Raw genomic sequence first — 25,756 nt, 5'->3', positions numbered from 1 at the left:
AGCAGCGGGAATAATTGCCGCAAATTACGCTATTAAAGCGGGTAGGCTGTTGTCTGCTTGATGCAAGAACGGTCATGCCGAGCGGAGCCGAGGCAGCTCGCGTACAGCAGTAAATCTTTCCTTGCGATTGAATTACTACCACACGCGAACTGCCTCGGCTTCGCTCGGCATGACCGTTCTATTTTGCTATTTCCAGCCTTACGAGCCCGTGAGCTCGGTATCGGTCATGGGCTGGTCGGGGGTGTCGGGGCGGGTGTCGGGGCCGCCTTCAAGGCCGTTGGTCTGGCTGGCATCGCCATAGTCGCCGCGAATACCGGCCCCGTCGCCCATGTTTTCCTGGGTGCTGCTGGGGATGGTGGTACCCGTGCTGGGCTGCTCGGCGGGGGCTTTGTCGGGCGTGGGGTTCACGGTCGCATCCTGCTCCGAAGCCTGGTCGGGCGTGCTGGTAGTGGGGGCGAAGTCGGGCCGTGGGTCGGTGGGATTCTGCGTGGGGTCGGGCATGGTGAATGGGAATGTGAAGGTTGAAGGAGGCACGGTAGCGGCCTCGCAGCTGGGTTTACGGCCGGCGGCCCGCACGGTTGGGCGCGGCCAATTGCGCGGTGTTTGCCATCTTGCCGCCGGCTTCCCTCTTAAACCCGTTTTCCCGCTGGCCGTGACCAATTCCACCACCGACTTCTACCACCAGAAAACCGACGATGAGCTCCTGTTCTTCGTCGAAAACCCCGACCACTACCAACCCGACCTTGTGGCCGAAGCCCGCAGCGAGCTGCGCCGCCGGGGCGTGGCCCTGCCCCAGCCCGAGCTGCTTGCGCCGACCGCCGTGCCCGCACCGCCCGCGCGCGGCCTGGCTACCGGCCCCCTGGCGCTGGCCGTGGCCGTGGTGCTGGCCCTGAGCCTGGGTGGGCTTTACTTCATCAAGCAAAAAAATGCCGCTCCGACGGTGGCCGTAGTCGAAGCCAAACCCAAAGCGCCGCCCCGCCTCACGGAGGTGGCCACCTCCACCATCCCCGATTTTGGGCCGGCCGTGACGGCCAGCGTGCAGCGGCAGGTACAGCGCATTCCGGCCGCCGAGCGCGCCGCTGCGGCCCAGGAAGCCATGCCCCTGCGCCAGTACCGCGAGCTGGCCAAACGCTTCTGGACGGCCGAAACCCAAACCGAATTCGTGATGAACCAGGCCCGCCGGGGTCAGCTCGATGCCGCCTTGCCGGGCCATATTCAGGCGGTGGGGGCCACCTGGGAGCAGTGGAATAAGGCCCTGCGCTACAGCTATAAGTTCGGCCCCACCATGGCCGCTCACCTCGACATTATGACCCGTGTGGCCCAACAGCAGCAGGAAGGCCTGGGCGACCTGCAGATTGTGGCCAATAACCCCCAGAGCTACGAAAACGACCAAACCCGCAAGCGCGCCGCCGATGTGAGCGACCTGCTCTCGGGCCTGCTGCCGAAATCGCCGGTCACGGGCCAGCCGTATAATACCATCGTGCGCCGGGTGCGGCTGTAGGCACCCCATTCCCAACATCTGGCAAATTGGCCGGTTGGGCAAGGTGGCGCACTCCTTGCCGCGTCCGGTTTTCCATGGAATCATCGCCCCCCGACCACGCTCCCGGCTCCACGGCCGCGCTTGCCGCCCAGCTTTTCGCCCAAAAGCCCGAGGCCGAGCTGCTGTACCTGGCCCAGAACGCCATTCGCTACCCGCCCGCCGTGGGGGCCGCCGCCGTGGCCGAGCTCAACCGGCGCGGCCTGCTGCCCGATACCGCGCGCCCCGCGCCACCCCCGCCGCCCGCCGAAACCGAGGCCGAAACCTGGCCGCAGCTGCTGGGGCAATTGCTGCGCGGGCTGCTCATTCCCTCGCGCCGCTTCCTGGCCACGCCGCTGCTCATCGATGCCTGCCTGCTGGTGTTCGGCCTGATGGTGCTCAGCGGCGTATCGGCCTCCGACCCCACCGGGCAGCAGCTTGTGCGCTGGGGCTCCAACGCCACCGATTTCACGCTGCACGGCCAGCCCTGGCGGCTGCTCACCTACATGTTTGTGCACGCCGGCCTCTCACATTTGCTGCTGAATATCCTCTCGCTCTGGCTGCTGGGCCTGCTGATTGAAGACCGGGTGGGGCCGCTGCGCCTGCTGCTGGTGTACCTAGCCTGCGGGGTGGGTGGCGGCTTGGCCAGCCTATGGTGGAACGCAAATATTAACTCGGTAGGAGCTAGCGGGTCCATTTTCGGCCTCTACGGCCTGCTGTTGGCCCTCCTGCTTGGCAAAAAGCTGGTGCTCGATAAGTCTGACCGCCGCGCCATGCTGGGCCTGGTCCTGTACTTGGTGCTCAGCAACCTGCTTTCCGGCCTCACCGGCAATATCGATAATGCCGCCCACCTTGGCGGGCTGGCCACGGGCTTGCTCATCGCCGGCCCGCTGGCCTTCATCGGGTTGAAGGGCGGGGAGCATGTCGGGGGCAGCGTAGCTAAATAGACCGTCATGCAGAACTAGAAATGCAGTGCTAGGACGTCATGCAGAGCGCAGCGAAGCATCTTTACCGCGCAAGTAACTCATTTGCTATTGCGGTAAAGATGCTTCGCTACGCTCTGCATGACGGTCTTTAACTCAACCCTCAACCCTCAACCCTCAACCCTCAACCCTCAACCCTCAACCCTCAATCCTCAACCATGCAAGCTCTCCAGCTCGATGCCATCAACCAGCCCGCCGTCCTCCGCGACGTGGCCATGCCCACGCCCGGCCCCGGCGAAATCCTGGTGAAACTGTACGCCGCTGCCCTCAATCACCGCGATGTATTCATTCAGCAGGGCAAGTATGCCGGCATCAAGCTGCCCTGCACCCTCGGGGCCGATGGAGCCGGCGAAGTAGCCGCCCACGGCCCCGACGTGCCCGCGGATGCCCCGGCCGTGGGGGCCCGCGTGCTCATCAACCCCGGTTTGCGCTGGGGCGATAACCCGCGTGTGCAGGCCAAAGATTTTGTGGTGCTCGGCATGCCCGACCCCGGCACGTTTGCCGAATACATTGCCCTGCCCGCCCAGTACATCCGGCCGCTGCCGCCGCACCTCAGCTTTGCGGAGGGCGCGGCCCTGCCGCTGGCGGGCCTCACGGCCTATCGGGCGGCCTTTACCCGCGCCCAGGTGCAGCCCGGCGAGCGCGTGCTGGTGACCGGCGTGGGCGGCGGCGTGGCCATCACGGCCGTGCAGCTGTGCGTGGCCCGCGGGGCCGAAGTGTGGGTAACGTCCAGTTCCGAAGAAAAAATAGACCGCGCCAAGGCGGTGGGGGCCAAAGGTGGCATCAGCTACAACGCTGACAACTGGGTGAAAACCCTCATCCAGCAAGCCGGGGGCGCGTTCGATGTCATCATCGACAGTGCCGGTGGGGCCGCCTTTGGGGCGCTGCTCGACGCCGCCGCGCAGGGTGGCCGCATCGTGTTTTTTGGGGGTACGCTGGGCAATATCACGGATATCCCGCCCGCCAAGGTGTTCTGGAAGCAGCTCAGCCTGCTGGGCTCCACGATGGGCAACGCCCAGGATTTTGAGGCCATGCTGGCCCTCGTGACCGAGAAAAAGATTGTGCCCATGGTCGATGAGGTGTTCACCCTGGCCAATGGCGAAGCGGCCCTACGCCACCTCGACGCGGGCGCGCAATTCGGCAAAGTAGTGCTGGAAATCGCCCAGGAATAGCGTTGAATAATTGTGCAAAGCGCCGCTGAAACACCTTGCGTTTCGGCGGCGCTTTTGCTTGCGATAAAAGCGGTATAATCCTGCTTTTATGGAATGAAAACGACGTTTTCAGGGTTTATAAAGTACGCTGTCAGACGACTTAAAAACAGCTGGTTGTTACCATGAAATCCGCCGCTGAATACCTCGAAAATCAAATGTTTGAAGCCCGCCGCCCGCGCCGCGAATTGCAGCCCGTGGTAGCCTATTCGGCTGCCCTGCAAGCCATCGAGCAGGCTGTGGCCGATGCCGAGAAATACCGCTACCTGCTGATGCGCGCCCTGCGCCACCACGACCTCGATACGGCCACAGTGCCGGCAGTGGCTTCCGCCGCCCCATCCTTCTTCGCCGATGAAGCCACGGTGCTGCCACTCTACCCCGGCCAGAAGCGTATGGCCGCCTAGCCGTTAGTCAAGTTAAATTCAAAGCCCCCGAAATGCTATTTCGAGGGGTTTTTTTATTGCGCCAGATGCGCCGCCAGTGCCGCCGCCTGCTGCCGCAATTCCGGCACGGCCGTCGATTCAAAATAAGCCGGCCGACGGCTGGGCCCGAGCGTGAACAGGCTCGGCGAAGCCCCGCCATCAGCCCCCAGCAGGGCACCGTGGACATCGGTGAGCAGGCCCAGGTGCAACGGGTCGGGGGTGAGGTCGCCGGCCGTGCGCAGGCTCACCACCAGCGGGTCGGTGATGCGGGCGTAGTTCAGCAGCGGGCCCGCGCAGCTGATGACGTGGTCGGCGGTGCGCCAGCAGGTATTCAGGCCATGCGTTCGCATGCCCACGCGCAGCTGCTGGCCGTCCGGCAGTATTTCGCGCACCGTGCCAATGTGCAGCTGCACCAGCCCGGCGGCTGTGAGGGCGGCCACCGCCTCCGCATTCCGGGGCGGACTGCGATGCCGCGCCACGGCCCAAAAACTTGCCAGGTGCTGCAAAAACCGGCGCTGCTCTGCCAGCGGCCACGCGGCCCAGATGCGGCCCAAATCGGGCCGGAGCGAATCGAGCACCGGCCGCCAGTCGAGGCCCTGCGCGGCGGCGGCTTTCAGGTGCCGCTTATACACGGCCACCACGCCCGTTACGGTGGTTTCGGCGGCCAGCTCGGGGTAGAAGCTGGGATAGGTAGCCGTGGCCGGGCCGTGGGCCGAGGGCCAGCGGCCGTGCCGGGCCACCACGGTAATGGGGGCGCGGTGGCCATCCTGGCGCAGGGCCAGCAGCACATCTACCGCCGTCAGGCCCGAGCCAATGAGCAGCACGTCCTCATCGGGGCCGATGCGGCGCAGGTTGCCCACGGCCCATGGGTCGGCGTGGTAGCCGGGGTGGTGCAGGTAGCGCTGGTCGGGGCCGGTGGGCGGCGGGGGCGGGAAGTTGCCCAGCGCCAGCACCACAGTATCGCTGCTGATGGTGGTGCCGTCGGCCAGTAGCACGGCGCGGCGGCCATCGGGGAGGAGCGGGGCGGCCACGGCGCGGGTGTGGTGCCAGTGCACGGCGGCCGTGGCCAATTCCTTCGCCAGCTCATCGCGCAGGTAGCGGCCATAAGCGGCGCGGGAGGCAAATTCGGGAACGCCGACGGCGCTTTCGGGCTGGGTTTTCAGCCAGTCGGCAAAGTGGTTTGGCTCGTCCGGGTACAGGCTCAGGCCGCCGGAGCGCACGTTGAGCAGGTATTCGGGGCGGCGGGCGGTGTAGGCCAGGCCGGGGCCGGGCACCTCGCGCGGCTCAATAATATGGATTTCGGCCGCTGCCAATGCCAGCTGCCGCCGCAGCTGCAGCACCAGCGCCGTGCCCGCGAAGCCGCCGCCCACAACGGTAATAACAGGACGAGCAAGTTTGGGCACGGGCGGAGAGGAATTAAACTGAGGAGAACAAAAAGAACCGTCATGCTGAGCGCAGCCGAAGCATCTCTCCCGCAATAGTAAACCCAATCGAATGGATTACTACTGCGGGAGAGATGTTTTGGCTGCGCTCAGTATGACGTTCTCAAAAAAAAGTCCGCGCTACATGTACCGGCCCGGCACGAGGTAATTCTGCACGTAATCGGCAATACCGTCTTCCAGGCGCGTAAACGGTTGGTCGTAGCCGATGCTCTGGAGCTTGCTCATGTCGGCCTCGGTGAAGTACTGGTATTTGTCGCGGATATCCTCCGGCGTGTCCCGGAACTGGATGTCGGCCGTACGGCCCAGGGCATTGAAGGTATTCATTGCCAAATCCAGGAAGGTGCGGGCCTGGCCGCTGCCCAGGTTGTAGATGCCGGAGTGCAAGCGGTGGTTGAGCAGGAAAAAGCATACTTCCACCACGTCCTTCACGTACACGAAATCGCGCATCTGGCCGCCGTCGGTGTAGTCGGGGTTGTGCGATTTGAACAGCATCATCGAGCCCGACTGCTGAATCTGATTGAAGGCGTGCATGATGACCGAGGCCATGCGGCCCTTGTGGTACTCGTTGGGGCCGTACACGTTGAAGAACTTCAGGCCCGCCCAGAAATACGGCTTCTCTTCCTGTGCCAACGCCCAGTTGTCGAAGTCGTTCTTGGATTCGCCGTAGGGGTTCAGCGGACGGTAGAGGGGGAACAGTGCCTCATCCTTATCGGTGTAGCCGAGGATGCCATCGCCGTAGGTGGCGGCCGACGAAGCGTACACCAACGGTAGGTTATACTTCACGCAGGCCAGCCACATCTGCTTGGAATAGTTCAGGTTGAGCACGTCGAACACAGCCGGGTCCATTTCGGCGGTATCGGTGCGGGCCCCGAGGTGGAAAATGAATTCCACCTGCTCGTGATTGGCATCGAGCCAGTCGAAAAACGTTTCGCGGTCCACGTACTCGCGCAGCTTCTTGCCTTCGATGTTGGGCAGCTTCTTTGCGATGGAAAAGTTATCCACCACAACGATGTCGTTGAAATTGGCGGCGTTGAGGCGGGAAACTAGGCAGCTGGCAATGAAGCCGGCCGCGCCGGTGACTACTATCATGGGAGCGGAAATTGAAGCGAGGTGGGCAAAGGTATACCGGCGCGCGGGGCCGTGGGGCTGCCCGCCTACCTTTGCGCCATGCGTGTTCTGTTGCTGCTTTTACCCCTGGCCCTGCTGCTGGGTTGCCAATCCGAGGCCGGAAAAACGGGCACCGTGCAAGTGCACGACGGCCTGGGCCGCGCCCTCACCCTGCCTGCCTACCCGCGCCGCGTGCTGGCCCTGGCCCCCAGCATGACCGAAATCCTGTTCGCCGTGGCCGATACCGCCACCATCGTGGGCCGCGTGCCGCAGGATGATTTCCCCGCCGCCGTCTACCGCAAGCCCGTGGTGAACAACTACCCGCTCGATATGGAAAAGCTGGTGTTGCTGAAGCCTGACGTGGTTTTCACCATCGAAGGCATTACCTCCGTCGATGATGCCAAACGCCTCCAGGACCTGGGCATTCCGGTCTATTTCCAGCGCTACCGTACGGTTGAGGACGTATTTAAAGGCATTGATGAAGTGGGCCGGCTGCTGGGCCGCGAAGCGCAGAGCAAGCACCTCACCGATTCACTCAGATTGGTCCTGCAAGCCCTCAGCTCACCAACCCATCAATCCGCCAATCCGCCAAAAGTGCTGGCTATTACCTGGCTCGACCCCATTTACAGCTACGGCCAGAACACGCTGTTTACTGATGAGATTCGCCTGGCCGGCGGCCAGAATGCCGTCACCGAAACCTTCCCGCAGCCCTACCCGGCCCTCACCCGCGAGTACGTGCTCAAGCTGAACCCCGACGTGCTGCTCGGCGGCAGCTTCGGGAAGCTGGACAGCACCTTTTTCAAAAACTACCCCGAGCTCAAGCGCATCAAGGCCTACCAGAACCGGCGGGTGTATGCCATCACCGGCAACCTGCTGGAGCGGCCGGGCCCCCGGGTGCTGGAGTCGGTGCGCGAGCTGCGTGGGTTAATTAAAAATTGAGAATTAAAAAGTAAAAATGGTCGGCCGACCAACGCGCTATGTCCCTCATTTTTAATTTTTAATTGAAGTCATCCCGCCCCTTGCTTTGGCTGCTAATCGGCCTGCTGCTCACGCTGGCCCTCCTCGTGCTGGGCCTGCGCGTGGGCAGCTACGATACCTCGTATGCTTTCATTCTGAAGACTTTCCGGCACTACAACCCCGCCGACCCGGCCCAACTCGTGCTGGTGCAGCTGCGGCTGCCGCGCCTGCTGCTGGCGCTGCTGGCCGGCGCCAGCCTGGCCGTGAGCGGCTACCTCCTCCAAACCCTGGTCACCAACCCGCTGGCCGACCCCTACTTGCTAGGCACGGCCTCGGGGGCTTCGCTGGGGGCCATTGCGACGTATGTGCTGGTGCCCTCGCTCACGTTTATGGGCGTGTATTTGCCGCCGCTGGCCGCACTGGCCGGGGCGTTTGGGGCCACGCTGCTGGTGGTGGCGCTGGGCACCCGGCGCGGCAAGATTCTGCCGGCCCCGCTGCTGCTGGCGGGCGTGGCCGTGGGGGCGCTGGCGGCGGCGCTGGGCAGCCTGCTCACCTTCCTGGCCTCGCCTGAGGGCAGCTTGCGGAGCGTGGTATTTTGGGCATTTGGCAGCTTCGAGCGGGCGGGGTGGGAGGTGCTGCCGTATCCGGCGGCGGCGCTGGGCATCAGCCTGTTGCTGCTGGCTTTCCTGCAAAAAGACCTCAACCTGCTGCTGCTGGGCGAGGAGCGGGCCGCCGCTCTGGGCCTGCCCGTGGCCCGGCGGCGCTGGCTGCTGGTGCTGCTGGCGGCCGGCCTCACGGGCGGGGTGGTGGCGCTGTGCGGGCCGGTGGGCTTTGTGGGCCTGCTCATTCCGCATCTCACGCGGGGGCTGCTGGGCACCACGGGCCGCTACAATCTGGTGGTGTGCGCGGTGCTGGGCGGGGCGTTTTTGCTAGCCTGCGACCTGCTGGCCCGGTTGCTCTACCCGCCGGCCGGGCTGCCGGTGGGCTTGGTCACGGCCCTGTTCGGGGTACCCTTCTTCGTATATTTGCTGCGAAGAAAGGGACTTGGGAACTTGGGAACTTAGGGACTTGGGGGCTTCGGGGCTTCGGGATTTGGTTTTGGAATAGCAGGCTCAATCAGTAGCCGATTATCTCAGCCAAGCCCCGTCGGCCCAAGCCCCCTGGTTCTCAGGCTTCCAAGTCCCCAAGTCCCCAAGTCCCTAAGTCCCCAAAATGATATATATCAGCCGCCAGGAACATTTCAACGCCGCCCACAAGCTCAACAACCCCAAATGGAGCGAGGAGCGCAACCGCGAAGTGTTCGGCCCCTGTGCCAATACCAATTGGCACGGCCACAACTACGACCTCATCGTGACGGTGAAGGGCGACCCCGACCCCGAAACCGGCTTTGTGGTCGATTTGAAGGCCTTGTCCGACCTGCTGCGCATCCACATCACCGACCAGGTCGACCACAAAAACCTCAACCTCGACGTGCCCTTCATGGCTGGCCAGATGGCCAGCACCGAGAATCTGGCCATTGCCTTCTGGCAAATTATCGAGCGCGAGCTGCCCGCCATCACCTTGGCCCGCCTGCACTGCGTAAAACTCTACGAAACGCCGCGCAACTTCGTGGAGTACTACGGGGCTTAATTATAAATTTTGAATTATGAATTATAAATTATGAAGCGCTGATTTTCAGAAGAATAAATCCGGTGTAATTCATGATTCATAATTTATAATTTGTAATTCCAACAAATGAAATACTACTTAATAGCCGGCGAACGGTCGGGCGATTTTCACGCTGCCAACCTCATGCACGAGCTGCGCCAGCAGGATGCCGAGGCGCAGTTCCGCTACTGGGGCGGCGACATGATGCAGGCCGAAGGCGGCGAGCTGGTGCGCCACTACCAGGACCTGGCCATTATGGGCTTTCTGGAAGCGGCTACCAGCATTCTCAAGTTTCGCGGCTACCTCAAGCAGTGCCAGCAGGACTTGCTGGTCTACAAGCCCGATGTCCTGATTCTGGTGGACTACGCCGGTTTCAATCTGCGCATGGCCAAAATTGCCAAAGACAACGGCATCAAGGTGTTCTACTACATCTCGCCCAAAATATGGGCCTGGAACCAGGGCCGCGTCGAGCAGGTGAAGGCCCGGGTAGACAAGATGTTCGTCATCCTGCCTTTCGAAACAGAGTTCTACCAGAAATTCAACTATCCCGTCGACTACGCCGGCAATCCCACGGCCGATGCCGTGGCCGAATTTGAGCCCACCACCGACTTCTACGAGCGCAACCGCCTGGAGCCCGACAAGCCCATTATTGCCGTGCTGCCGGGCTCGCGCAAGCAGGAAATCGAGGAGATGCTGCACGAGATGATTGCCATTCTGCCGGGTTTTCAGGAGTACCAGTTCGTGGTGGCCGGCGTCACCAACCTCGACGCTAATTACTACAAGCACTTCCACCGCAACGGCATCCGGTTCGTATTCGACCAGACCTTCGACCTGCTCAGCCACGCCACGGCGGCCCTCGTCACCAGCGGCACGGCCACGCTCGAAACCGCTCTCTTCGACGTGCCCCAGATTGTGTGCTACCGCACCAGCTCGCTGAGCTACGCCATCGGCAAGATGGTTATTAAGGTGCCCTACATTTCGCTGGTGAACCTCATTGCCGGCCGCGAGGTGGTGCGCGAGCTGATTCAGGGCGACTTCACGGCCCGCAACCTGCTCGATGAGCTGCGCACCCTGCTCACCGATGCCCCCTACCTGGCCCGCATGAAAGCCGGCTACGCCGAGCTGCGCGAAAAGCTGGGCCAGCACCAGGCCGCCAAAAAAACCGCCGAGCTGATGGTTGGCTACCTGCGCGGCAACTAGCCAACCGCCGAGCTGTTGGCAGCTGACTAAACAAAAAAGCTTCTGGTATTTCCAGAGGCTTTTTTTGCGTTTGGTTGATGCAGGTGGAAGCTTTAGGATTGAACGTCGTCACTTAGAGGAGGAATTGCAGACTAAATCAATCGGTTAGCTGATAGATTTTCTCATTGAATCAGGGGTAATTGCTTAGATTTACTCCCTTCATACCAACCCCTCTTTTAATGAAACAACATTACTTTCGCAGGCCGAATACCCAACGGCTCGCAACTGCTGCCGCTGGTAGTGGCCGTGGCCGGATAGGCACCCTGCTGCTGGCCCTGGGCTTCACCCTGGGGGCTCAGGCCCAACAGGCTACCCCCCAATTTTTCCAGGCCGATGCCGAAGCCCGCAGTGCGGCGGCAGCCTCGCCACTGTCGGCGGCCCTGTTTCACTCCCAGCCCCTCACGCTGGACGTGAACGGCCTGCGGGCAGCCCTGGCCACGGCCCCGCTCGAAACCCGCCCCGATGCCGCCCCGCTGGTGCTGGCGTTGCCGTTGCCCAACGGCAGCACCGGCCGTTTCGCGCTGCGCGAAGCCCCCATCATGGCCCCCGCGCTGGCCGCGCAGTTTCCGGCCATCAAGACCTACGCCGGCGTGGGCCTGGATGATGCCTCCGCCTCGCTGCGCCTCGACTTGTCGCCCCAGGGCTTTCATGCCCAGGTGCTGACCGGAGCCGGCAAAAGCTTCTACATCGACCCCGTTACCCGGACCGATACCCGGCACTATCTCGCCTTTTACAAGACGGATATGAACCGGGCTGCCGCCGCCGCAGGTCCCATTCCCAGCTGCGATTTTCAGCCAACTCCCGCTGACAAGCAAGCGGCTGCCACTCGCCTGGCCGGGGCTGCTGCGGGCAATGGTGCCACGGCATTTTCTACCGGTCCGCAGCTGCGTACCTACCGCCTGGCCCTGGCCAACACGCCCGAATACGCGCTTACGAAGGGCAACACCACCGCCGGCGTAATTGCCGGCGAAGTAGCCACTGTGAACCGCGTGGTGGGCGTGTACGAGAAGGAGCTGGCGGTCCGCATGGTACTAGTGGCCAATAATAGCCAGCTGGTATTTCTGAGTGGTACCGGCACGCAGCCGCCCACGGCCTACACGAATAGCAGCGGCAGCGCCATGCTGTCGCAAAACCAGTCCAACGTTGATGCCATCATTGGCAATGCCAACTACGACATCGGCCACGTGGTGAGCACCGGTGGCGGTGGCGTAGCCGGGCTGGGAGTGGTGTGCGGCGCGCGCAAGGCGCAGGGCGTCACGGGTTCGCCCAGCCCCGTGGGCGATGCCTTCGATATCGACTACGTAGCCCACGAGATGGGCCACCAGTTTTCCGGCAACCATCCCTTCAACGGCAACGCGGGCAGCTGCGCCGGCGGCAACCGCAACGCCACCACGGCCTGGGAGCCCGGCTCGGGCACAACCATCATGGCGTATGCCGGCATCTGCACCTCAACCAACAACCTGCAGCCCAACTCAGACCCCACTTTCCACACGGGTAACTACCAGGAGATGCGCGTCTTTATTGATGGCACGACGTGCAGCACCGCCACGGCTACCGGCAACACCGCGCCTACGGTGACGGCCCCGGCCGGCGGCAAAACCCTGCCCATCGGCACGCCTTTCAAACTGACGGCCACGGCCACCGACGCCGAAAACGATGCCCTGACCTACATGTGGGAAGAGCTGGACCTCGGTGCCCAGCAGGCGCCCAACGATGCCCAGGTAGCCGCCCAGAACGTGCCCCTGTTCCGCTCCTTCGTGCCCCTGGTCAGCGGCACCCGCTACTTCCCGCGCCTGTCCGACCTGCTGAACAACACCACCGTCATCGGCGAGCGCCTGCCCACCGTGACGCGCACGCTGGCATTCCGCTGCACAGTCCGCGACGAGCACAGCGGCCCCGCCGGGGTTATCGGCGGCGTCAACTACAGCTCGCTGGTGAGCCTGAGCGTGAGCAGCACCGCCGGCCCCTTCGTGGTGCAGGCCCCCAACACGGCCGTAACCTGGACGGGCGGCGCGGCCCAAACCGTAACCTGGGACGTGGCCGGCACCACCAATGCCCCCGTTAGCTGCGCCACGGTAAACATCCGCTTGAGCCTCGATGGCGGCCTGACCTACCCAACCGTACTGGCCGCCGCCGTGCCCAACAACGGTTCGGCCATCGTAATTGCCCCAAGCCCAACGGCTGACCAGACGCAGGCACGCATCATGGTAGAAGCCGCTGATAACTACTTCTTCGATATCTCGAACACCAACTTCACCATTACCACGCCGGCTCCCGGCCCCACTATTTCCAGCTTCACGCCCACCGGCGGCCTGGCTGGCACGGTGGTAACGGTGCTGGGCTCGAACTTCACCGGCGTTACGGCCGTGGCCTTCAATGGCACGGCTGCCGCCAGCTTCACGGTGGTTTCGGCTACGCAGCTCACGGCTATCGTGGCCGCCGGCACTACTACCGGCCCCATTACCATTACGGCCCCAACGGGCACGGCTACTTCGGCTACGCCGTTTGTGGTAGGCGCGCCGCCCGTTGTTATCAGCTTCACGCCCGCCACCGGCGCGGTGGGCACGGTGGTCACCATCACCGGCACCGATTTCACGCTGGCTTCGCAGGTGCGCTTCAACACCACCAGCGCAACGGCATTCACGGTGGTATCGAGCACCCAGATTACGGCCACCGTGCCAGCAGGTGCCACCACCGGCCCCATTGCCGTGACCACGCCCGTCGGCACCGGCGTTTCAACCACCAACTTCGTCGTGATTCCGGCGCCGGTTATCACGTCCTTCACGCCCACCAATGGCGTGGCGGGTACCGTGGTGGTTATCACGGGCCTCAACTTCACCGGCGCTACGCAGGTAACCTTCAACGGCACGGTAGCCCCCACCTTCACGGTGACGTCGGCTACCCAGATTTCGGTGACTGCGCCGGCCGGCGTCACCACTGGCTTCATCGCGGTTACGGCCCTGGGCGGCGTGGGTACTTCCACCACCGCCTTCACGGTACCTCCCGTTAATGATGCCTGCGCCAATGCCATTGCCCTCACCTGCGGCCAGTCCGTTACCGGCACCACCGTCGGCTCCACGGCCACCGGCGACCCCACGGGCAGCTGCACCGCCATCACTGTAGATGGTGCGGGCATATTCTACAGCATCGTGGGCACGGGTGCCAGCATCACGGTATCGACCTGCAATGCAGCTACCAATTTCGATTCCAAGCTGTTTGTGTACTCGGGTACTTGTGGAGCCTACACCTGCGTGGGTGCCAATGATGACGCTGCTAACTGCGCCGCCAACTCGCTGGCCTCAACGGTAACGTTTAACTCCGCCTTTGGTACCACTTACTACGTGTTTGTGAGCGGCTACCGGGGTTCGGGGGCAATTGCTGCGGGCAACTTCGTGCTCAGCACTACCTGCGTTACGCCGCCGCCCACCCCCACGCTCGTCAGCCTCACGCCCAATACCGGCCCCATTGCCTCGGGCGTGGTGCTGACCGGCACCAACTTCACCGCCGTTACGCGCGTGACGTTCAATGGCGTAGCCACGGCCAGCGTTGGCATCATTGATGCCCAGACCATTGCCGTGACCGTGCCCAACGGCGCCACTACCGGCAACGTAGTCGTGTACGCCGGCAATGGCATTGCCAGCAACGGCCTGCTGTTCACGGTAACCACCCCCGTGCCCACCATCAGCCGGATTGCGCCGCCCAGCGGCCCCACCGGTACCACGGTTACCCTCACGGGCAGCGGCTTCGGCGGTGCCACAAGCGTTACCTTCAATGGGGTTGCGGCCACCACGTTCAACGTGACCAGCGCCACCAGCATGACGGCCGTAGTGCCTGCCACCGCCACCACCGGCAACGTCATCGTGACCACCGGCGGCGGGGCCAGCAACGGCATCCTGTTCACGGTAGTGCCGCCGGCTCCCACCATTGCCAGCATGACGCCCTCCACCGGGGCCGTAGGCACTTATGTCACCCTCACCGGTACCAACCTGCTGGGCACTACCTCAATCACCCTGAATGGCGTGGTTGTCCCGGTTTTCACCGTCGTGAACGGTACCACCATCACCTTCTTCGTGCCCGCCGGTGCCACCACCGGCAACGTAGTCGTGACCACGGCCGGTGGCCCCAGCGCCACCACCAACGTCTACACCGTGACCATCGGCCTGGCTACTGCCAAAGTCAACCAGAGCGAATTCAGCGTGTGGCCCAACCCGGTAGCTGATAAATCCACCCTGCACGTCGCCCTCACGGCCCCGGCTGCCAAAGCCAGCGCCACCCTGCGCAACGTGCTGGGCCAGCTCGTAGCAACGCGCACCTTCAGCGGCAGCACCACCGAACTGCCCACCACCGGCCTGGCCACCGGCACCTACCTGCTCACCGTGCAAACGGACGGCAGCGCCCCCAGCATTCAGCGCGTGGTGGTGGAGTAAAGACGTAGGCCGGGAGCTTCCCGGCTGAGTATGAAAAAGGCCCGCCAATTGGCGGGCCTTTTTTTTTGTGGTGAAGGAGATGAACGGGTAATCAAAAGCACCCGCTTGCTCACCGTACTTAGAAATACACTACGCGACTGTTTCGATGTCAGGCTGAGATGCCAATGCCTGCTTGTGGTATGTTATCAATCATATCAACTATGACGGTATAGCCCCACTGCTGGGTATCTACTGGCTCAAACCAAAGCTCCCATTTCACAGGTTTACTGGTTAATTGTGGGATAGTGAGGCCGGCCAGCCGGTGGGTCATCTCAAAATCTATAATCGGAACATCAAGAGCCATGCGCTGAACTTCTGATTCAACAATAAGCCTGATTTTCGGCAACACTTCCGGGTATAATTCTTCGAACTGCTTAAAGAAGCTGCATTGTGCCAATAGCGAACCGGCGCCATCAGCATCAATCATGCACATTATTGTATTGCCTATCGGGGTAAACAAGACGCTCTTTGCGTACCAACAGACGCGGGAAGCACTGAAATCACACGATTCCTGGATGAGCCGGCCAAAAAAGCCGTCTTCTATAACAACCGGCTTGCGAAATAAAAAAGAGAAAATCCCCATATCGTCCGAAATAAGTCAACAAAAATGGGAAGCCCGGCCCAAACCGAACTTCCCATTCCCAGAGGCTGACTAATCAGCATTAAATGCTCACTAACAAAATCCCTACGCCGCCCGCATGTGCCGCAGCGGCGACTTCTCGAACTTGCTGCGGCAGTAGCTCAGGTTAATCTGCAGCTCGTCGGAGCCTTCTTCCGAAGGCATCTCGAACATGGCATCGGTCATAATGCTCTCGCAGATGGAGCGCAGACCGCGCGCGCCGAGGCGGTACTCGTCGGCCTTCTCCACAATGTATTCCAGCGCATCTTCCGTAAAGCTGAGCTCGATGTTTTCCATGCCGAACAAGCGCTTGTACTGGCGCACCAGCGAGTTCTTGGGCTCGGTCAGAATCAGGCGCAGAGTGCTGCGGTCTAGCGGGTTGAGGTGGGTGAGTACCGGCAGGCGGCCAATCAGTTCCGGAATCAGGCCGAAGCTCTTAATGTCCTGGGCCGATACGTAGCGCAGGAAGTTCTGCGTATCCACCTGCTCATCGAGGTTGGTTTTAGCAAAACCCATCGGCTTGGTATTCAAGCGACTCTTAATAATACGGTCGAGCCCCGAGAACGCGCCACCACAGATGAAGAGGATGTTCTCAGTGTTCACCGAAATCATCTTTTGCTCAGGGTGCTTGCGGCCACCCTGGGGCGGCACGTTGATATTGGTGCCTTCCAGCAGTTTCAGCAGCGCCTGCTGCACACCCTCGCCGCTCACGTCGCGCGTGATGCTGGGGTTGTCGCTCTTACGGGCAATTTTATCAATTTCGTCGATGTACACGATGCCGCGCTCGGCGGCTTCGAGGTTGTAGTCAGCCGCTTGCAGCAGGCGGGTGAGGATGCTTTCCACGTCTTCGCCCACGTAGCCGGCCTCGGTCAGCACGGTGGCATCGGCAATGCAGAAGGGTACTTGCAGAATCTTGGCCAGCATGCGGGCCAGGAAAGTTTTGCCGGTACCAGTTTCGCCCACCATGATGATGTTCGACTTCTCAATCTGCACTTCATCTTCCTGAGGCTTCTGCATCAGGCGCTTGTAGTGGTTGTACACGGCCACGGCCATTACCCGCTTGGCCTCGTCCTGGCCCACCACGTACTGGTCGAGGTGGTCCTTTATGGCTTTGGGTTTGATGAGGTTGAACTTGGGCTGCCGGCTGGCGTCCTGGGCTTTGGCTTCTTCGTCGAGAATGTGCTGGGCCTGGCCCACGCATTTTTCGCAAATGTGAGCATTGATACCCGAAATCATAACGGCGACTTCGCGCTTGCTCTTATTGCAAAAGGAACAGGATATTTCGGCCACGGAAAAAGGAATAGAATAGGGTGGGAGGGCAGGTTTTAAAACAAGCGGGCTCAAAGATACGACATGCCCAACGTCGGCGGCCAGAAAAATGGTGCCACTACATTCACCAGGGCCGGCTCGCAGCAACGCACGCTGCCCCCTGAAACCGGTGCTGCTCAAGGGCAAAGCCCGGCGCAACAAAAAAGCTCCCGTTGAACCAACAGGAGCTTTTTATCGCTAGGTGAATCTGCCGGAAGCCGGCAAATTCGCGAAAGTCAGCGGTTAGGCTTTCTTCTTTTCCAGTACCTCATCAATCAGGCCGTACTCTTTGGCCTCATCAGCCCGCATCCAGTAGTCGCGGTCCGAGTTGTCGTGAATTTCCTGGTAGGTTTTGCCGGTGTGCTGCGCCAGAATGTCATACAGCTCCTTCTTCAGCTTCAGGATTTCGCGGGCCGTAATTTCGATGTCCGACGACTGACCCTGTGCCCCGCCCGAAGGCTGGTGAATCATCACGCGGGCGTGGGGGAGGGCCGAACGCTTGTTTGGAGCGCCACCTGCCAGTAGCACGGCACCCATCGAAGCCGCCAGGCCGGTGCAAATCGTGGCCACGTCGGGGTTCACGTACTGCATCGTGTCGTAGATACCCAGGCCGGCATACACCGAGCCGCCGGGCGAGTTGATGTAGAGCAGGATGTCCTTCTTGGCATCGGCCGACTCCAGAAACAGCATTTGGGCCGTCAGAATGTTGGCGATGTAGTCGTCCACAGCCGTACCCAGAAACACGATGCGGTCCATAATCAAGCGCGAAAACACGTCAATTTCGCGGAAGTTCTGCGGCCGCTCCTCAATCACCGAGCGGGTCATGTTGGTGGGCAACATCATGCCGTTGCGCACCTGGCCTTCCATGTGGTTCAGGTACTGGTCCACGCCCAGGCCGCTCAGGCCCTGTCCTTTCACCGCAAACTTGCGAAACTCTTGTCTATTCAGTAATGGATTCATGGGAGAAAAATGTAGCGCCGCTTCCGCTGGCACAGGTGAGAATGTAGCGCATGCTTCAGCTTGCGCTGGTAAGGTTACTAAAGACGAACGAAGAAAGCGAATATTGGCAGGATGCCAATAAAAAAAGCCCCTACGTTTCCGTAAGGGCTTTTCCAAAAATCGGGTTGCGCAGGGATTAGCTGTGCAGAGTCCGGAATTCTTCGGCCGTTACGGGCTTGTCGGTAACAACAACTTTGCCGCGCAGGTTTTCGATTACTTTCTCTGCCAGAATGGCCTCGTACTCGCTCACGTAGTTCTTGCCGTTCTCCTGCTTGAGGAATTCGTTGGCGTAGCTGCGCATCGACTCGCGCATCTCGTCGGGCATGTTCGGCATGTTGAACTGGCCCATGATTTTGTCGAGCGTGCGGTCCACAATCTCGTCATTGCTCACTTTCAGGTCGGCATCTTCCACCACCTTGTTGCGAATCATGCTCCACTTCAGCTCCTTCTCGTAGTCGGCGTAGTGCTCCTCTACCTTCTCGGGCGTCAGTTTGCCTTCGTTGGCACGCACCAGCCACTTCTTGAAGAACTCCGTGGGCACCTTGATGGTGGTTTTCTCCACCAGCTGCTCCACGATGCTGTTGTTCATGGCACCGTCGCTCTCGCGGTCGTAGTTCGACTGGATGGTTTCGCGCACTTTGGCATCGAATTCCTCCTGGCTCGAAACCGTCTCGGGGCCGAATACTTTGTCGAACAGCTCCTGGTTCATTTCCGGGGCAGCCGTGCGGTTCACTTTCTCCACGCTCATCTCGTAGTCGCCGGTCGCCTCAGCGGCCTCCGTCTTACTCAGGCCGGTGAAGTTCGAAATCGAAGCCGCGTCGTTGCTGAAAGCCGCCTGCAGGTCAAACGTCACCACATCACCAGCCTTCTTGCCAATGAAGGGAGCCGAGTCGCCGGTCACCTTGCTGATGGGCAGCAGGATGGTGCGGCCCTCCGCTTCTTCACCCGCCTTCTTCAGCTTGCCGAAGAGGTAGTCGCCCGCCTCCGACTCGTCGGGGTTGGTCGTCTCACCGTACTGGCGGGCAATCTGCTCATTGGTCTGGGCCAGCGTTTCGTCGTCGAGGCTCACTTGGTGGCGCTCCACGGCGAGGTCGGCGGGCAGCTCGAAATCGGGCAGCAAGCCCAGCTCAAACTGGAAATCAAATTCCTTAGCGGTATCGAAATCCACCGTGTTCGGCAGGGGCAGGGGCTCACCCAGCAGTTTAATGCCGTTGTCCTTAATGTAAGAATCCACCGCCGTGTTGAGCACTTTGTTGAGCTCCTCGCCCATGATGCCCTTGCCGTACATCTTGCGCACCATGCCCACGGGCACCATGCCCGGCCGGAAACCCTTCACCTGGGCACGCTTGGTGTATTCCTTAATCTGCTTGTCGACGGCGGGCGCATAGTCGGCTTCGGTCAGGTGTACCGTCAGCAGCCCGGTCAGCTGCTCGTCGTTCTTGTCGAGAGTAATGTTCAAAACAGGGAGCCGACTGCTGCCGGCCAGATTGAAAGGTTGAAAAAAAAGCCTCCAGCCTATACGACTGAAGGCCTGTATCAAATAAAAGTGCGGATAGAGGGACTCGAACCCACACGCCTTGCGGCACCAGAACCTAAACCTGGCACGTCTACCAATTTCGCCATATCCGCATAGAGGGCGCCGCAGCCGTTTGCTACGGGCCCGCAAAGGTACTCGGGAAAGTGTTTGCGCGCAATGCCAATATGCGCCGGAGTTGCTTTGAATCTGTACGGGAGAACATAAGCATCGCCAAAGTGCCTTTTGCGCGTATCTGCAGCGTCTGCGGTGCATGGTTGTTACACCTTTTCCGCCCCGGCGTTGTTACTTTACCTATTATGCCTCCCGTTATCTCTCCCGAAGCCGAACGCCAGGAAATCCTGCGTCACTACCGCCGCCTGCTGCGCACCGCCAAGCCGTACCTGAAAGACGGCGACACCAAGCTCATCAAAAAAGCGTTTAATCAGAGCCTGGAGGCCCATAAGGAGATGCGCCGCAAGTCGGGCGAGCCGTATATTCTGCATCCGTTGGCCGTGGCCCAGATTGCGGTGGAGGAAATTGGCCTCGGTACTACCAGCATTGTCGCGGCGCTGCTGCACGATGTGGTGGAGGATACGCCCACCGAAATTTCCGACATCGAGCGCGAGTTTGGCCCCAAGGTGGCCCGCATTATCGACGGCCTCACCAAGATTTCGGGCGTATTCGAATACGGCACCAGCGAGCAGGCCGAGAACTTTCGCAAAATGCTGCTCACGCTGAGCGAGGATGTGCGCGTGATTCTCATCAAAATCGCCGACCGCTTGCACAACATGCGGACCCTGGATTCGATGCCGCGCCACAAGCAGCTGAAAATAGCCTCCGAGACGCTGTACCTGTACGCGCCGCTGGCCCATCGCCTCGGCCTCTATACTATAAAGAGTGAGCTGGAGGATTTGTACCTCAAGTTCACCGATACCGAGACGTACAACGAGCTTCGCGTCAAGGTGCGCCAGAGCCAGGCCGCCCGCAACCGCTTCATCAAAGAGTTTGTGCAGCCGATTGATGACGAGTTGAAGGCTCAGGGCTTCGAATACGAGATAAAGGGACGGCCCAAGAGCATCTACTCTATCTTGAAAAAGATGAAGAAGCAGAACATCACCTTCGATGAGGTGTATGACCTGTTTGCCGTTCGCGTGATTCTAGATGTGCCGCCGGAGCAGGAAAAAGCCGCCTGCTGGCAGGTGTATTCCATTGTGACGGACTTCTACCAACCCAACCCCGACCGTCTGCGCGACTGGGTTTCCACCCCCAAAGCCAACGGCTACGAAAGCCTGCACACCACCGTGATGTCACGCGCCGGCCAGTGGGTGGAGGTGCAGATTCGTTCGCGCCGCATGGATGACATCGCCGAAAAAGGCTACGCCGCGCACTGGAAATACAAGGATACTGGCAGCATTCAGCCCGAAAGCTCGCTCGAAGGCTGGGTGAACAAGGTGCGCGAGATGATGGAGTCGAATAACTCCAGCGCCCTCGAATTCATGGATGAGTTTCGCCAGAACCTGTTCGTGAAGGAGGTTTACGCCTTCACGCCCAAGGGCAAGCTGGTGATTTTGCCCGACAAAGCCACCGCGCTGGATTTCGCCTTCGATATCCACTCCCAAATCGGCATGCACTGCCTTGGGGCTAAGGTGAACCAAAAGCTGGAGCCGCTCAGCTACCAGCTGCACAACGGCGACCAGGTCGAAATCCTGACCTCGCACAAGCAGCGCCCCACGGCCGAATGGCTCAATTACGTCATCACGACCAAGGCGCGCTCCAAAATCAAGGATTTCCTGCGCGACGACAAGCGGGCCAAGGCCGAAGACGGTCGCTTTCTGCTCGAAAAGCGCCTGGAGCTCATCGAAGTGCCCTTCACGCAGGACAACTTCAACCGCCTGCTGGCTTATTTCAACGCGCCCAGCGCCCAGGAATTCTACTACCGCCTGGCTGTGGGCCAGATTGACGGCCGCGTCATCCGCGAGTCGCTCTTCACTTCCGAAAAGCCGTTGCCGGCCGTGCTCGAACCCAAAACCTTCGACAACGAGGTCCAAAAAATTCGGGGCGTGAAACCGGATATGCTCGTTGTGGGCGAGCACACCGACAAGTTCAACTACAGCATCGCCCGCTGCTGCAACCCCATTCCCGGCGACGACGTGTTCGGGTTCGAAACCGACCAGGGCCTCATCATCCACCGCACCAGCTGCCCCCGCGCCGTCGACCTCATGTCGAACTACGGCAATCGCATCGTGCGCGCCAAGTGGACCGAGCAGCTCGAACTGGCCTTTCTCGCCGGCGTCCGCCTTAAAGGTTCCGACCGCGTGGGCCTCGTCAACGATGTCACGCGCATCATCAGCACCAGCCTCAAGGTCAACATGCGCTCCATCACCATCACCGCCGATGATGGCTTCTTCGAAGGCCAGATTATGGTTTTCGTCAACGATACTGACCACTTGAACAAGCTCATCCAGCGCCTCAAAAAAGTCGATGGTGTGCTCCAGGTCGAGCGGTTCGACTCGTAAAAAGTGAAAAACACAGCGCCCATCACCATCCACGGCACCGCCGTGAACGAGCGTACCCAGTGCGCCCACTACCACTCCGAGCGCGACATCATCGCCATCCGGCACAAGTGCTGCGGCGAGTTCTACGCCTGCATCCAGTGCCACAACGAAGCCGCCAACCACAAGGCCGAAGTATGGCCCAAATCCGAATTCCAAGCCGAAGCCATCTACTGCGGCAATTGCCACCAAACCCTGAGCATCGCCAGCTACCTAAGCTGTAACAGCACCTGCCCGCACTGTCAGGCCGCCTTCAACCCCGGTTGCGCCAACCACTATCACCTCTATTTCGAGCAGTAGGCGCACCGGGGGACGCGTTCCATCAGAACAGCCGTACTTTTGTCCCACCGCATCACTCCTTATATATACAGTGAACAAACCCACCGCCGTCCCAACCCCGCCTAATCCCTCCGCCGATGCGGTTGGACAAAGCACGGGCGGCTCGTCCGAAACCGGCTACGCCGCCAAGCACACGCCCAGCGCCGCCTCCCAGGCCACCCTCAATACCGATAAGCTCGAAGAAGTCAAGAAGCTCTTCACTGCCCACCTCGAAAACAAAGGCCTCCGCAAAACCGGTGAGCGCTACGCCATTCTCGAAGAAATTTACGCCCGCTCCGGCCACTTCGATGTCGATGAGCTCTACGCCGGCATGAAAGAGCGTGGCCTGCAGGTCAGCCGCGCCACCGTCTATAATACGCTTGACTTATTGGTAGAGCAGGGCCTCGTCAGCAAGCACCAGTTCGGCCGCAACCTCGCTCAGTACGAAAAGAGCTACGGCTACCGTCAGCACGACCACGTCATTTGCACCGAATGCCATAAAGTGGTGGAATTCTGCGACCCCCGCATCCACGGCATCCAAACCATGGTCGGCGACCTGCTGAACTTCCATATCTTGCATCATTCTTTAAATCTGTACGGCATCTGCGGCGACTGCCGCGCCCAGGCTGCCGCTCGAAACCCCCACGCATGACCACCACCAGCACCGTCGACAACGGCATCCTGTTTGTGCGCCTCACCGGCGACCTCATCGGCAGCCCCGACACCGACCAACTTCTGCAATCCGTCAACACGCACCTCGGTGAAGAACTCAACCAGTGCGCCGTCGACCTCTCCGAAATCCGATACATCAACAGCACCGGCATCGGCGTCCTCGTCTCGCTCCTCACCAAATTCCGCAGCCGCGGCGGCGAGATGGTCCTTATCAATCCTGCCGAACACCCCAAAAAGATGCTGGCCATTACGAAGTTGAACAACATCTTCACCGTTTCGCCCGACGAAGCCACCGCCCGCCTACAGCTAACCCCGGCCGCCAATTAGGCGGCCGTTTTTTTGCCTAATTGGTTCATATTTCTCTGTCATCCTGAGCAAAGCGAACCGAAGGTCGGCGCAGCCAAGGACCTTATAGGAATCGAACGGTTTGCAGTAATTCAATCAACAAACCATTTTCATAAATAATAGCCTTCCTAAAAGCAATTTAACCCGTCAGGCTCCCCCTCCACCGGAGAGGGGCCGGGGGTGAGGCGCTCCGGTCAGGCGAAACCCAAACCACCATGCCAGTAGACGTATTAGTAGGCCTCCAATGGGGCGATGAAGGCAAAGGCAAAATCGTAGACGTATTAGCACCCACCTACGAGGCCGTCGCCCGTTTCCAGGGCGGCCCCAACGCCGGCCACACCCTCACCTTCGACGGCATCAAGCACGTCCTTCACCAGGTGCCAAGCGGCATCTTTCACCCCCACATCCTCAACATCGTCGGCAACGGCGTAGTCCTCGACCCCGTCGTATTCCGCCAGGAACTCCAGAAACTCACCGATAGGGGGGTAGACTGGTCCAAAAACCTCTACATCTCTAAGAAAGCCCAGCTCATCCTCCCTTCGCACCGCGCCCTCGACCGCATTAGCGAAGAAGCCCGCGGCAACACCAAAATCGGCAGTACTCTCAAAGGCATCGGCCCCACCTATTCCGATAAAATCGGCCGCGTGGGCCTTCGGGTCGGCCACATTCTCCTGCCCGATTTCGAGCAGCGTTATAAGGAAGCCGTGGCCCAGCACGCCGCCATCGCCGCCCACAATCACAAGGAGCTCGAAATCGAGTCCCTCGAAGCCGACTTCTTCTCCGCCGTCGAGTTCCTGCGCACCCTCCAGCTCACCGATACCGAATACCTCCTCAACGACCTCCTCGCCAAGGGCAAGCGTATCCTCGCCGAAGGCGCCCAGGGCTCCTTATTAGATATCGACTTCGGTTCCTACCCCTACGTCACCTCCTCCAGCACCATCGCCGCCGGCGCGTGCACTGGCCTCGGCATCGCCCCGCGCCACATCGATAAGGTGTACGGCATCACCAAAGCCTACTGCACCCGCGTGGGCAGTGGCCCATTCCCTACCGAGCTCCACGACGAAGTAGGCGAGCAAATCCGCCAGGCCGGCCGCGAATTCGGCTCCACCACCGGCCGCCCCCGCCGCACCGGCTGGATTGACCTGCCTGCCCTTCGCTACGCCATCATGCTCAACGGCGTCACCGAGCTCCACCTCATGAAAGCCGACGTCCTCGACGCCTTCACCGAAATCCGGGCCTGCACCCACTACCGCACCGCCACCGGCGAAAGCACTCCCCAACTACCCGACCCCGGCGAACTCACCACCGTCACCCCTGAGTACATCACCCTCCCCGGCTGGAACACCGACCTCACCCAAATCACCGACGCCGCCCAACTCCCCGCCAACCTAATTGCCTACCTCGATTTCCTCGAACGCGAGCTCCAGGTCCCCATCCGCATCGTCAGCGTCGGCCCCGACCGCATCAGCACCCTCCACCGCTAGCCCTACAAAACCGATAATTCAATTCGATTAAAGCCCGAACGAAGCCCCGCGACTTGCCTCTCCCATATAAGGAGAAAGCATTCGCGGGGCTTTTTCGCCTTCAAGAGCAGAAATTACCACCTCTAACAACAGTACCCATTTATCCCTACTCATCAACTCAAACCTCAATTGCTAAAATCATCAACTGCTGTGAAACGCAATGAATGCTACAATTGCTCCGCATTAGAAGGCAATATTTATCCCCGTAACTCAGCACCCAGCCATCTCAGTTGAAATTTTTCGCCGCATCAATCAGCCACTTACAACCCTATCCTACCTATTTCGTACACTACAGCTTGCTCCACCAAAATCTTCTTCTACCTTTGCAGTCCCAAAACGTCAAACGGACTACGGGGCACGCCAAAGACGCAAGTTGATGGCAGAAGTTGAAACCCCACGGAACTACTGCAACGACTAGCTTGTCTATTCCTCGCTAAGCTCACAAGCCTCGAAATTTATTTCTCGAATCCCTTGGAAAGCCGAAAAAAGCCACCGTACCTTTGCAACCCGCTTCAACCGGAAGCACTCAAACTTTAAAAGCAAATCGAAAATAAATTAAATTTTTTTCGCCTCAAACTTTGAAAGTAAGAAAATATTGCTACCTTTGCACTCCCAAAACGAACAAAGCACTGCAACTACAACGGTAACGGATTGAAAAGCAATCCACACTGATGTTTCAAATGGAAACATCACACGTTCTTTGAATGACGGAAATAGACAAAATAGTAAGTGTTCCACTTGCTGCTTCTTCCTCGGAAGAAACACAGTGAAACAAACCAAGCGAAACGAATTTGACCATAATGTCAATATGTGAGCAAGGTCAGCACTCGACATCAGCCATTCTTCGGGATGGTGTAGAACATTTTACAATGGAGAGTTTGATCTTGGCTCAGGATGAACGCTAGCGGCAGGCCTAA

The 25,756-nt window shown here is 60.3% G+C and carries 21 protein-coding genes and 1 tRNA gene; 14 read left to right on the top strand and 8 right to left on the bottom strand.

Features of this window, described 5'->3' with window-relative positions; genetic code table 11:
- Positions 1–198: 198 nt before the first annotated feature.
- Positions 199–501: a hypothetical protein gene (locus HBN54_RS16625; protein ID WP_168674353.1), complete on the bottom strand. Its 303-nt coding sequence runs from the start codon at positions 499–501 to the stop codon at positions 199–201.
- A gap of 151 nt (positions 502–652) precedes the next feature.
- On the opposite strand from HBN54_RS16625, the gene HBN54_RS16620 reads away from it, so the two are divergent.
- The 4 genes from HBN54_RS16620 to HBN54_RS16605 all read left to right on the top strand — a co-directional run bounded on the left by HBN54_RS16620 (position 653) and on the right by HBN54_RS16605 (position 4,111).
- Complete coding sequence (locus tag HBN54_RS16620; protein WP_168674352.1) at positions 653–1,501, top strand: hypothetical protein; 849 nt, start codon at positions 653–655, stop codon at positions 1,499–1,501.
- Between the two features lie 74 nt (positions 1,502–1,575).
- Complete coding sequence (locus HBN54_RS16615; RefSeq protein WP_168674351.1) at positions 1,576–2,463, top strand: rhomboid family intramembrane serine protease; 888 nt, start codon at positions 1,576–1,578, stop codon at positions 2,461–2,463.
- Between the two features lie 194 nt (positions 2,464–2,657).
- Positions 2,658–3,671, top strand: coding sequence for a zinc-binding dehydrogenase (locus tag HBN54_RS16610; RefSeq protein WP_168674350.1), 1,014 nt, complete (start codon positions 2,658–2,660; stop codon positions 3,669–3,671).
- A 161-nt stretch (positions 3,672–3,832) separates the two neighbouring features.
- Positions 3,833–4,111 (top strand): hypothetical protein, encoded by a 279-nt coding sequence (locus HBN54_RS16605; RefSeq protein ID WP_168674349.1) that lies wholly within the window; start codon positions 3,833–3,835, stop codon positions 4,109–4,111.
- Positions 4,112–4,164: 53 nt separating this feature from the next.
- On the opposite strand, the gene HBN54_RS16600 is transcribed toward HBN54_RS16605, so the two are convergent.
- On the bottom strand, positions 4,165–5,532 hold the full coding sequence (locus HBN54_RS16600; RefSeq protein WP_168674348.1) for an FAD/NAD(P)-binding protein: 1,368 nt from the start codon (positions 5,530–5,532) through the stop codon (positions 4,165–4,167).
- A 159-nt stretch (positions 5,533–5,691) separates the two neighbouring features.
- Complete coding sequence (rfaD, locus tag HBN54_RS16595) at positions 5,692–6,660, bottom strand: ADP-glyceromanno-heptose 6-epimerase (protein ID WP_168674347.1); 969 nt, start codon at positions 6,658–6,660, stop codon at positions 5,692–5,694.
- A gap of 78 nt (positions 6,661–6,738) precedes the next feature.
- Between rfaD and HBN54_RS16590 the strand changes: the two genes are divergently transcribed.
- From HBN54_RS16590 to HBN54_RS16570, 5 genes are all read left to right on the top strand, one after another.
- The gene (locus HBN54_RS16590; protein WP_168674346.1) at positions 6,739–7,617 is read left to right on the top strand and encodes an ABC transporter substrate-binding protein; all 879 of its coding nucleotides are present in this window, start codon (positions 6,739–6,741) and stop codon (positions 7,615–7,617) included.
- Positions 7,618–7,697: 80 nt separating this feature from the next.
- The gene (locus HBN54_RS16585) at positions 7,698–8,699 is read left to right on the top strand and encodes a FecCD family ABC transporter permease (protein ID WP_235955568.1); all 1,002 of its coding nucleotides are present in this window, start codon (positions 7,698–7,700) and stop codon (positions 8,697–8,699) included.
- A 148-nt stretch (positions 8,700–8,847) separates the two neighbouring features.
- A complete protein-coding gene (locus HBN54_RS16580) occupies positions 8,848–9,264 on the top strand; it encodes a 6-pyruvoyl trahydropterin synthase family protein (protein WP_168674344.1) in 417 nt (138 codons plus the stop codon).
- A 105-nt stretch (positions 9,265–9,369) separates the two neighbouring features.
- On the top strand, positions 9,370–10,482 hold the full coding sequence (gene lpxB, locus HBN54_RS16575; protein ID WP_168674343.1) for a lipid-A-disaccharide synthase: 1,113 nt from the start codon (positions 9,370–9,372) through the stop codon (positions 10,480–10,482).
- Between the two features lie 218 nt (positions 10,483–10,700).
- Positions 10,701–14,948, top strand: coding sequence for an IPT/TIG domain-containing protein (locus HBN54_RS16570; protein ID WP_168674342.1), 4,248 nt, complete (start codon positions 10,701–10,703; stop codon positions 14,946–14,948).
- Positions 14,949–15,096: 148 nt separating this feature from the next.
- On the opposite strand, the gene HBN54_RS16565 is transcribed toward HBN54_RS16570, so the two are convergent.
- The 5 genes from HBN54_RS16565 to HBN54_RS16545 all read right to left on the bottom strand — a co-directional run bounded on the left by HBN54_RS16565 (position 15,097) and on the right by HBN54_RS16545 (position 19,542).
- A complete protein-coding gene (locus tag HBN54_RS16565) occupies positions 15,097–15,570 on the bottom strand; it encodes a hypothetical protein (RefSeq protein ID WP_168674341.1) in 474 nt (157 codons plus the stop codon).
- 102 nt (positions 15,571–15,672) lie between these two features.
- On the bottom strand, positions 15,673–16,896 hold the full coding sequence (clpX, locus tag HBN54_RS16560) for an ATP-dependent Clp protease ATP-binding subunit ClpX (protein WP_168674340.1): 1,224 nt from the start codon (positions 16,894–16,896) through the stop codon (positions 15,673–15,675).
- 261 nt (positions 16,897–17,157) lie between these two features.
- Positions 17,158–17,874 (bottom strand): ClpP family protease, encoded by a 717-nt coding sequence (locus HBN54_RS16555; protein ID WP_168674339.1) that lies wholly within the window; start codon positions 17,872–17,874, stop codon positions 17,158–17,160.
- Between the two features lie 175 nt (positions 17,875–18,049).
- A complete protein-coding gene (gene tig / locus HBN54_RS16550; RefSeq protein WP_168674338.1) occupies positions 18,050–19,372 on the bottom strand; it encodes a trigger factor in 1,323 nt (440 codons plus the stop codon).
- 88 nt (positions 19,373–19,460) lie between these two features.
- Positions 19,461–19,542, bottom strand: a tRNA-Leu gene (locus HBN54_RS16545).
- Positions 19,543–19,746: 204 nt separating this feature from the next.
- Between HBN54_RS16545 and HBN54_RS16540 the strand changes: the two genes are divergently transcribed.
- From HBN54_RS16540 to HBN54_RS16520, 5 genes are all read left to right on the top strand, one after another.
- Positions 19,747–21,945, top strand: coding sequence for a RelA/SpoT family protein (locus tag HBN54_RS16540; RefSeq protein ID WP_168674337.1), 2,199 nt, complete (start codon positions 19,747–19,749; stop codon positions 21,943–21,945).
- Positions 21,946–21,948: 3 nt separating this feature from the next.
- Positions 21,949–22,281, top strand: coding sequence for a CHY zinc finger protein (locus HBN54_RS23620; protein WP_168674336.1), 333 nt, complete (start codon positions 21,949–21,951; stop codon positions 22,279–22,281).
- A 70-nt stretch (positions 22,282–22,351) separates the two neighbouring features.
- Entirely contained in the window at positions 22,352–22,951 is a 600-nt protein-coding gene (locus HBN54_RS16530; RefSeq protein WP_168674335.1) for a Fur family transcriptional regulator, read from the top strand.
- Complete coding sequence (locus tag HBN54_RS16525) at positions 22,948–23,298, top strand: STAS domain-containing protein (protein ID WP_168674334.1); 351 nt, start codon at positions 22,948–22,950, stop codon at positions 23,296–23,298. Before HBN54_RS16530 ends, HBN54_RS16525 begins: the two co-directional genes overlap by 4 nt.
- Positions 23,299–23,531: 233 nt before the next feature.
- Complete coding sequence (locus tag HBN54_RS16520; protein ID WP_168674333.1) at positions 23,532–24,800, top strand: adenylosuccinate synthase; 1,269 nt, start codon at positions 23,532–23,534, stop codon at positions 24,798–24,800.
- Positions 24,801–25,756: the final 956 nt, after the last annotated feature.

Source organism: Hymenobacter artigasi, assembly GCF_012275535.1.
In the GTDB taxonomy this organism is placed as follows: Bacteria; Bacteroidota; Bacteroidia; order Cytophagales; family Hymenobacteraceae; genus Hymenobacter; species Hymenobacter artigasi.
The sequence above is the reverse complement of the archived record's forward strand: the minus strand, read 5'-3'. Positions and strand labels throughout refer to the sequence as shown.

What these genes read in the sequence shown, in the direction of transcription:
- HBN54_RS16555 (WP_168674339.1), bottom strand. Translation starts at nt 17,874, where the DNA reads ATGAATCCATTACTGAATAGACAAGAGTTTCGCAAGTTTGCGGTGAAA.
- HBN54_RS16625 (WP_168674353.1), bottom strand. Translation starts at nt 501, where the DNA reads ATGCCCGACCCCACGCAGAATCCCACCGACCCACGGCCCGACTTCGCC.
- HBN54_RS16590 (WP_168674346.1), top strand. Translation starts at nt 6,739, where the DNA reads ATGCGTGTTCTGTTGCTGCTTTTACCCCTGGCCCTGCTGCTGGGTTGC.
- HBN54_RS16525 (WP_168674334.1), top strand. Translation starts at nt 22,948, where the DNA reads ATGACCACCACCAGCACCGTCGACAACGGCATCCTGTTTGTGCGCCTC.
- lpxB (WP_168674343.1), top strand. Translation starts at nt 9,370, where the DNA reads ATGAAATACTACTTAATAGCCGGCGAACGGTCGGGCGATTTTCACGCT.
- HBN54_RS16565 (WP_168674341.1), bottom strand. Translation starts at nt 15,570, where the DNA reads ATGGGGATTTTCTCTTTTTTATTTCGCAAGCCGGTTGTTATAGAAGAC.
- HBN54_RS16570 (WP_168674342.1), top strand. Translation starts at nt 10,701, where the DNA reads ATGAAACAACATTACTTTCGCAGGCCGAATACCCAACGGCTCGCAACT.
- HBN54_RS16610 (WP_168674350.1), top strand. Translation starts at nt 2,658, where the DNA reads ATGCAAGCTCTCCAGCTCGATGCCATCAACCAGCCCGCCGTCCTCCGC.
- HBN54_RS16615 (WP_168674351.1), top strand. Translation starts at nt 1,576, where the DNA reads ATGGAATCATCGCCCCCCGACCACGCTCCCGGCTCCACGGCCGCGCTT.
- HBN54_RS16580 (WP_168674344.1), top strand. Translation starts at nt 8,848, where the DNA reads ATGATATATATCAGCCGCCAGGAACATTTCAACGCCGCCCACAAGCTC.
- HBN54_RS16520 (WP_168674333.1), top strand. Translation starts at nt 23,532, where the DNA reads ATGCCAGTAGACGTATTAGTAGGCCTCCAATGGGGCGATGAAGGCAAA.
- rfaD (WP_168674347.1), bottom strand. Translation starts at nt 6,660, where the DNA reads ATGATAGTAGTCACCGGCGCGGCCGGCTTCATTGCCAGCTGCCTAGTT.
- HBN54_RS16605 (WP_168674349.1), top strand. Translation starts at nt 3,833, where the DNA reads ATGAAATCCGCCGCTGAATACCTCGAAAATCAAATGTTTGAAGCCCGC.
- HBN54_RS16540 (WP_168674337.1), top strand. Translation starts at nt 19,747, where the DNA reads ATGCCTCCCGTTATCTCTCCCGAAGCCGAACGCCAGGAAATCCTGCGT.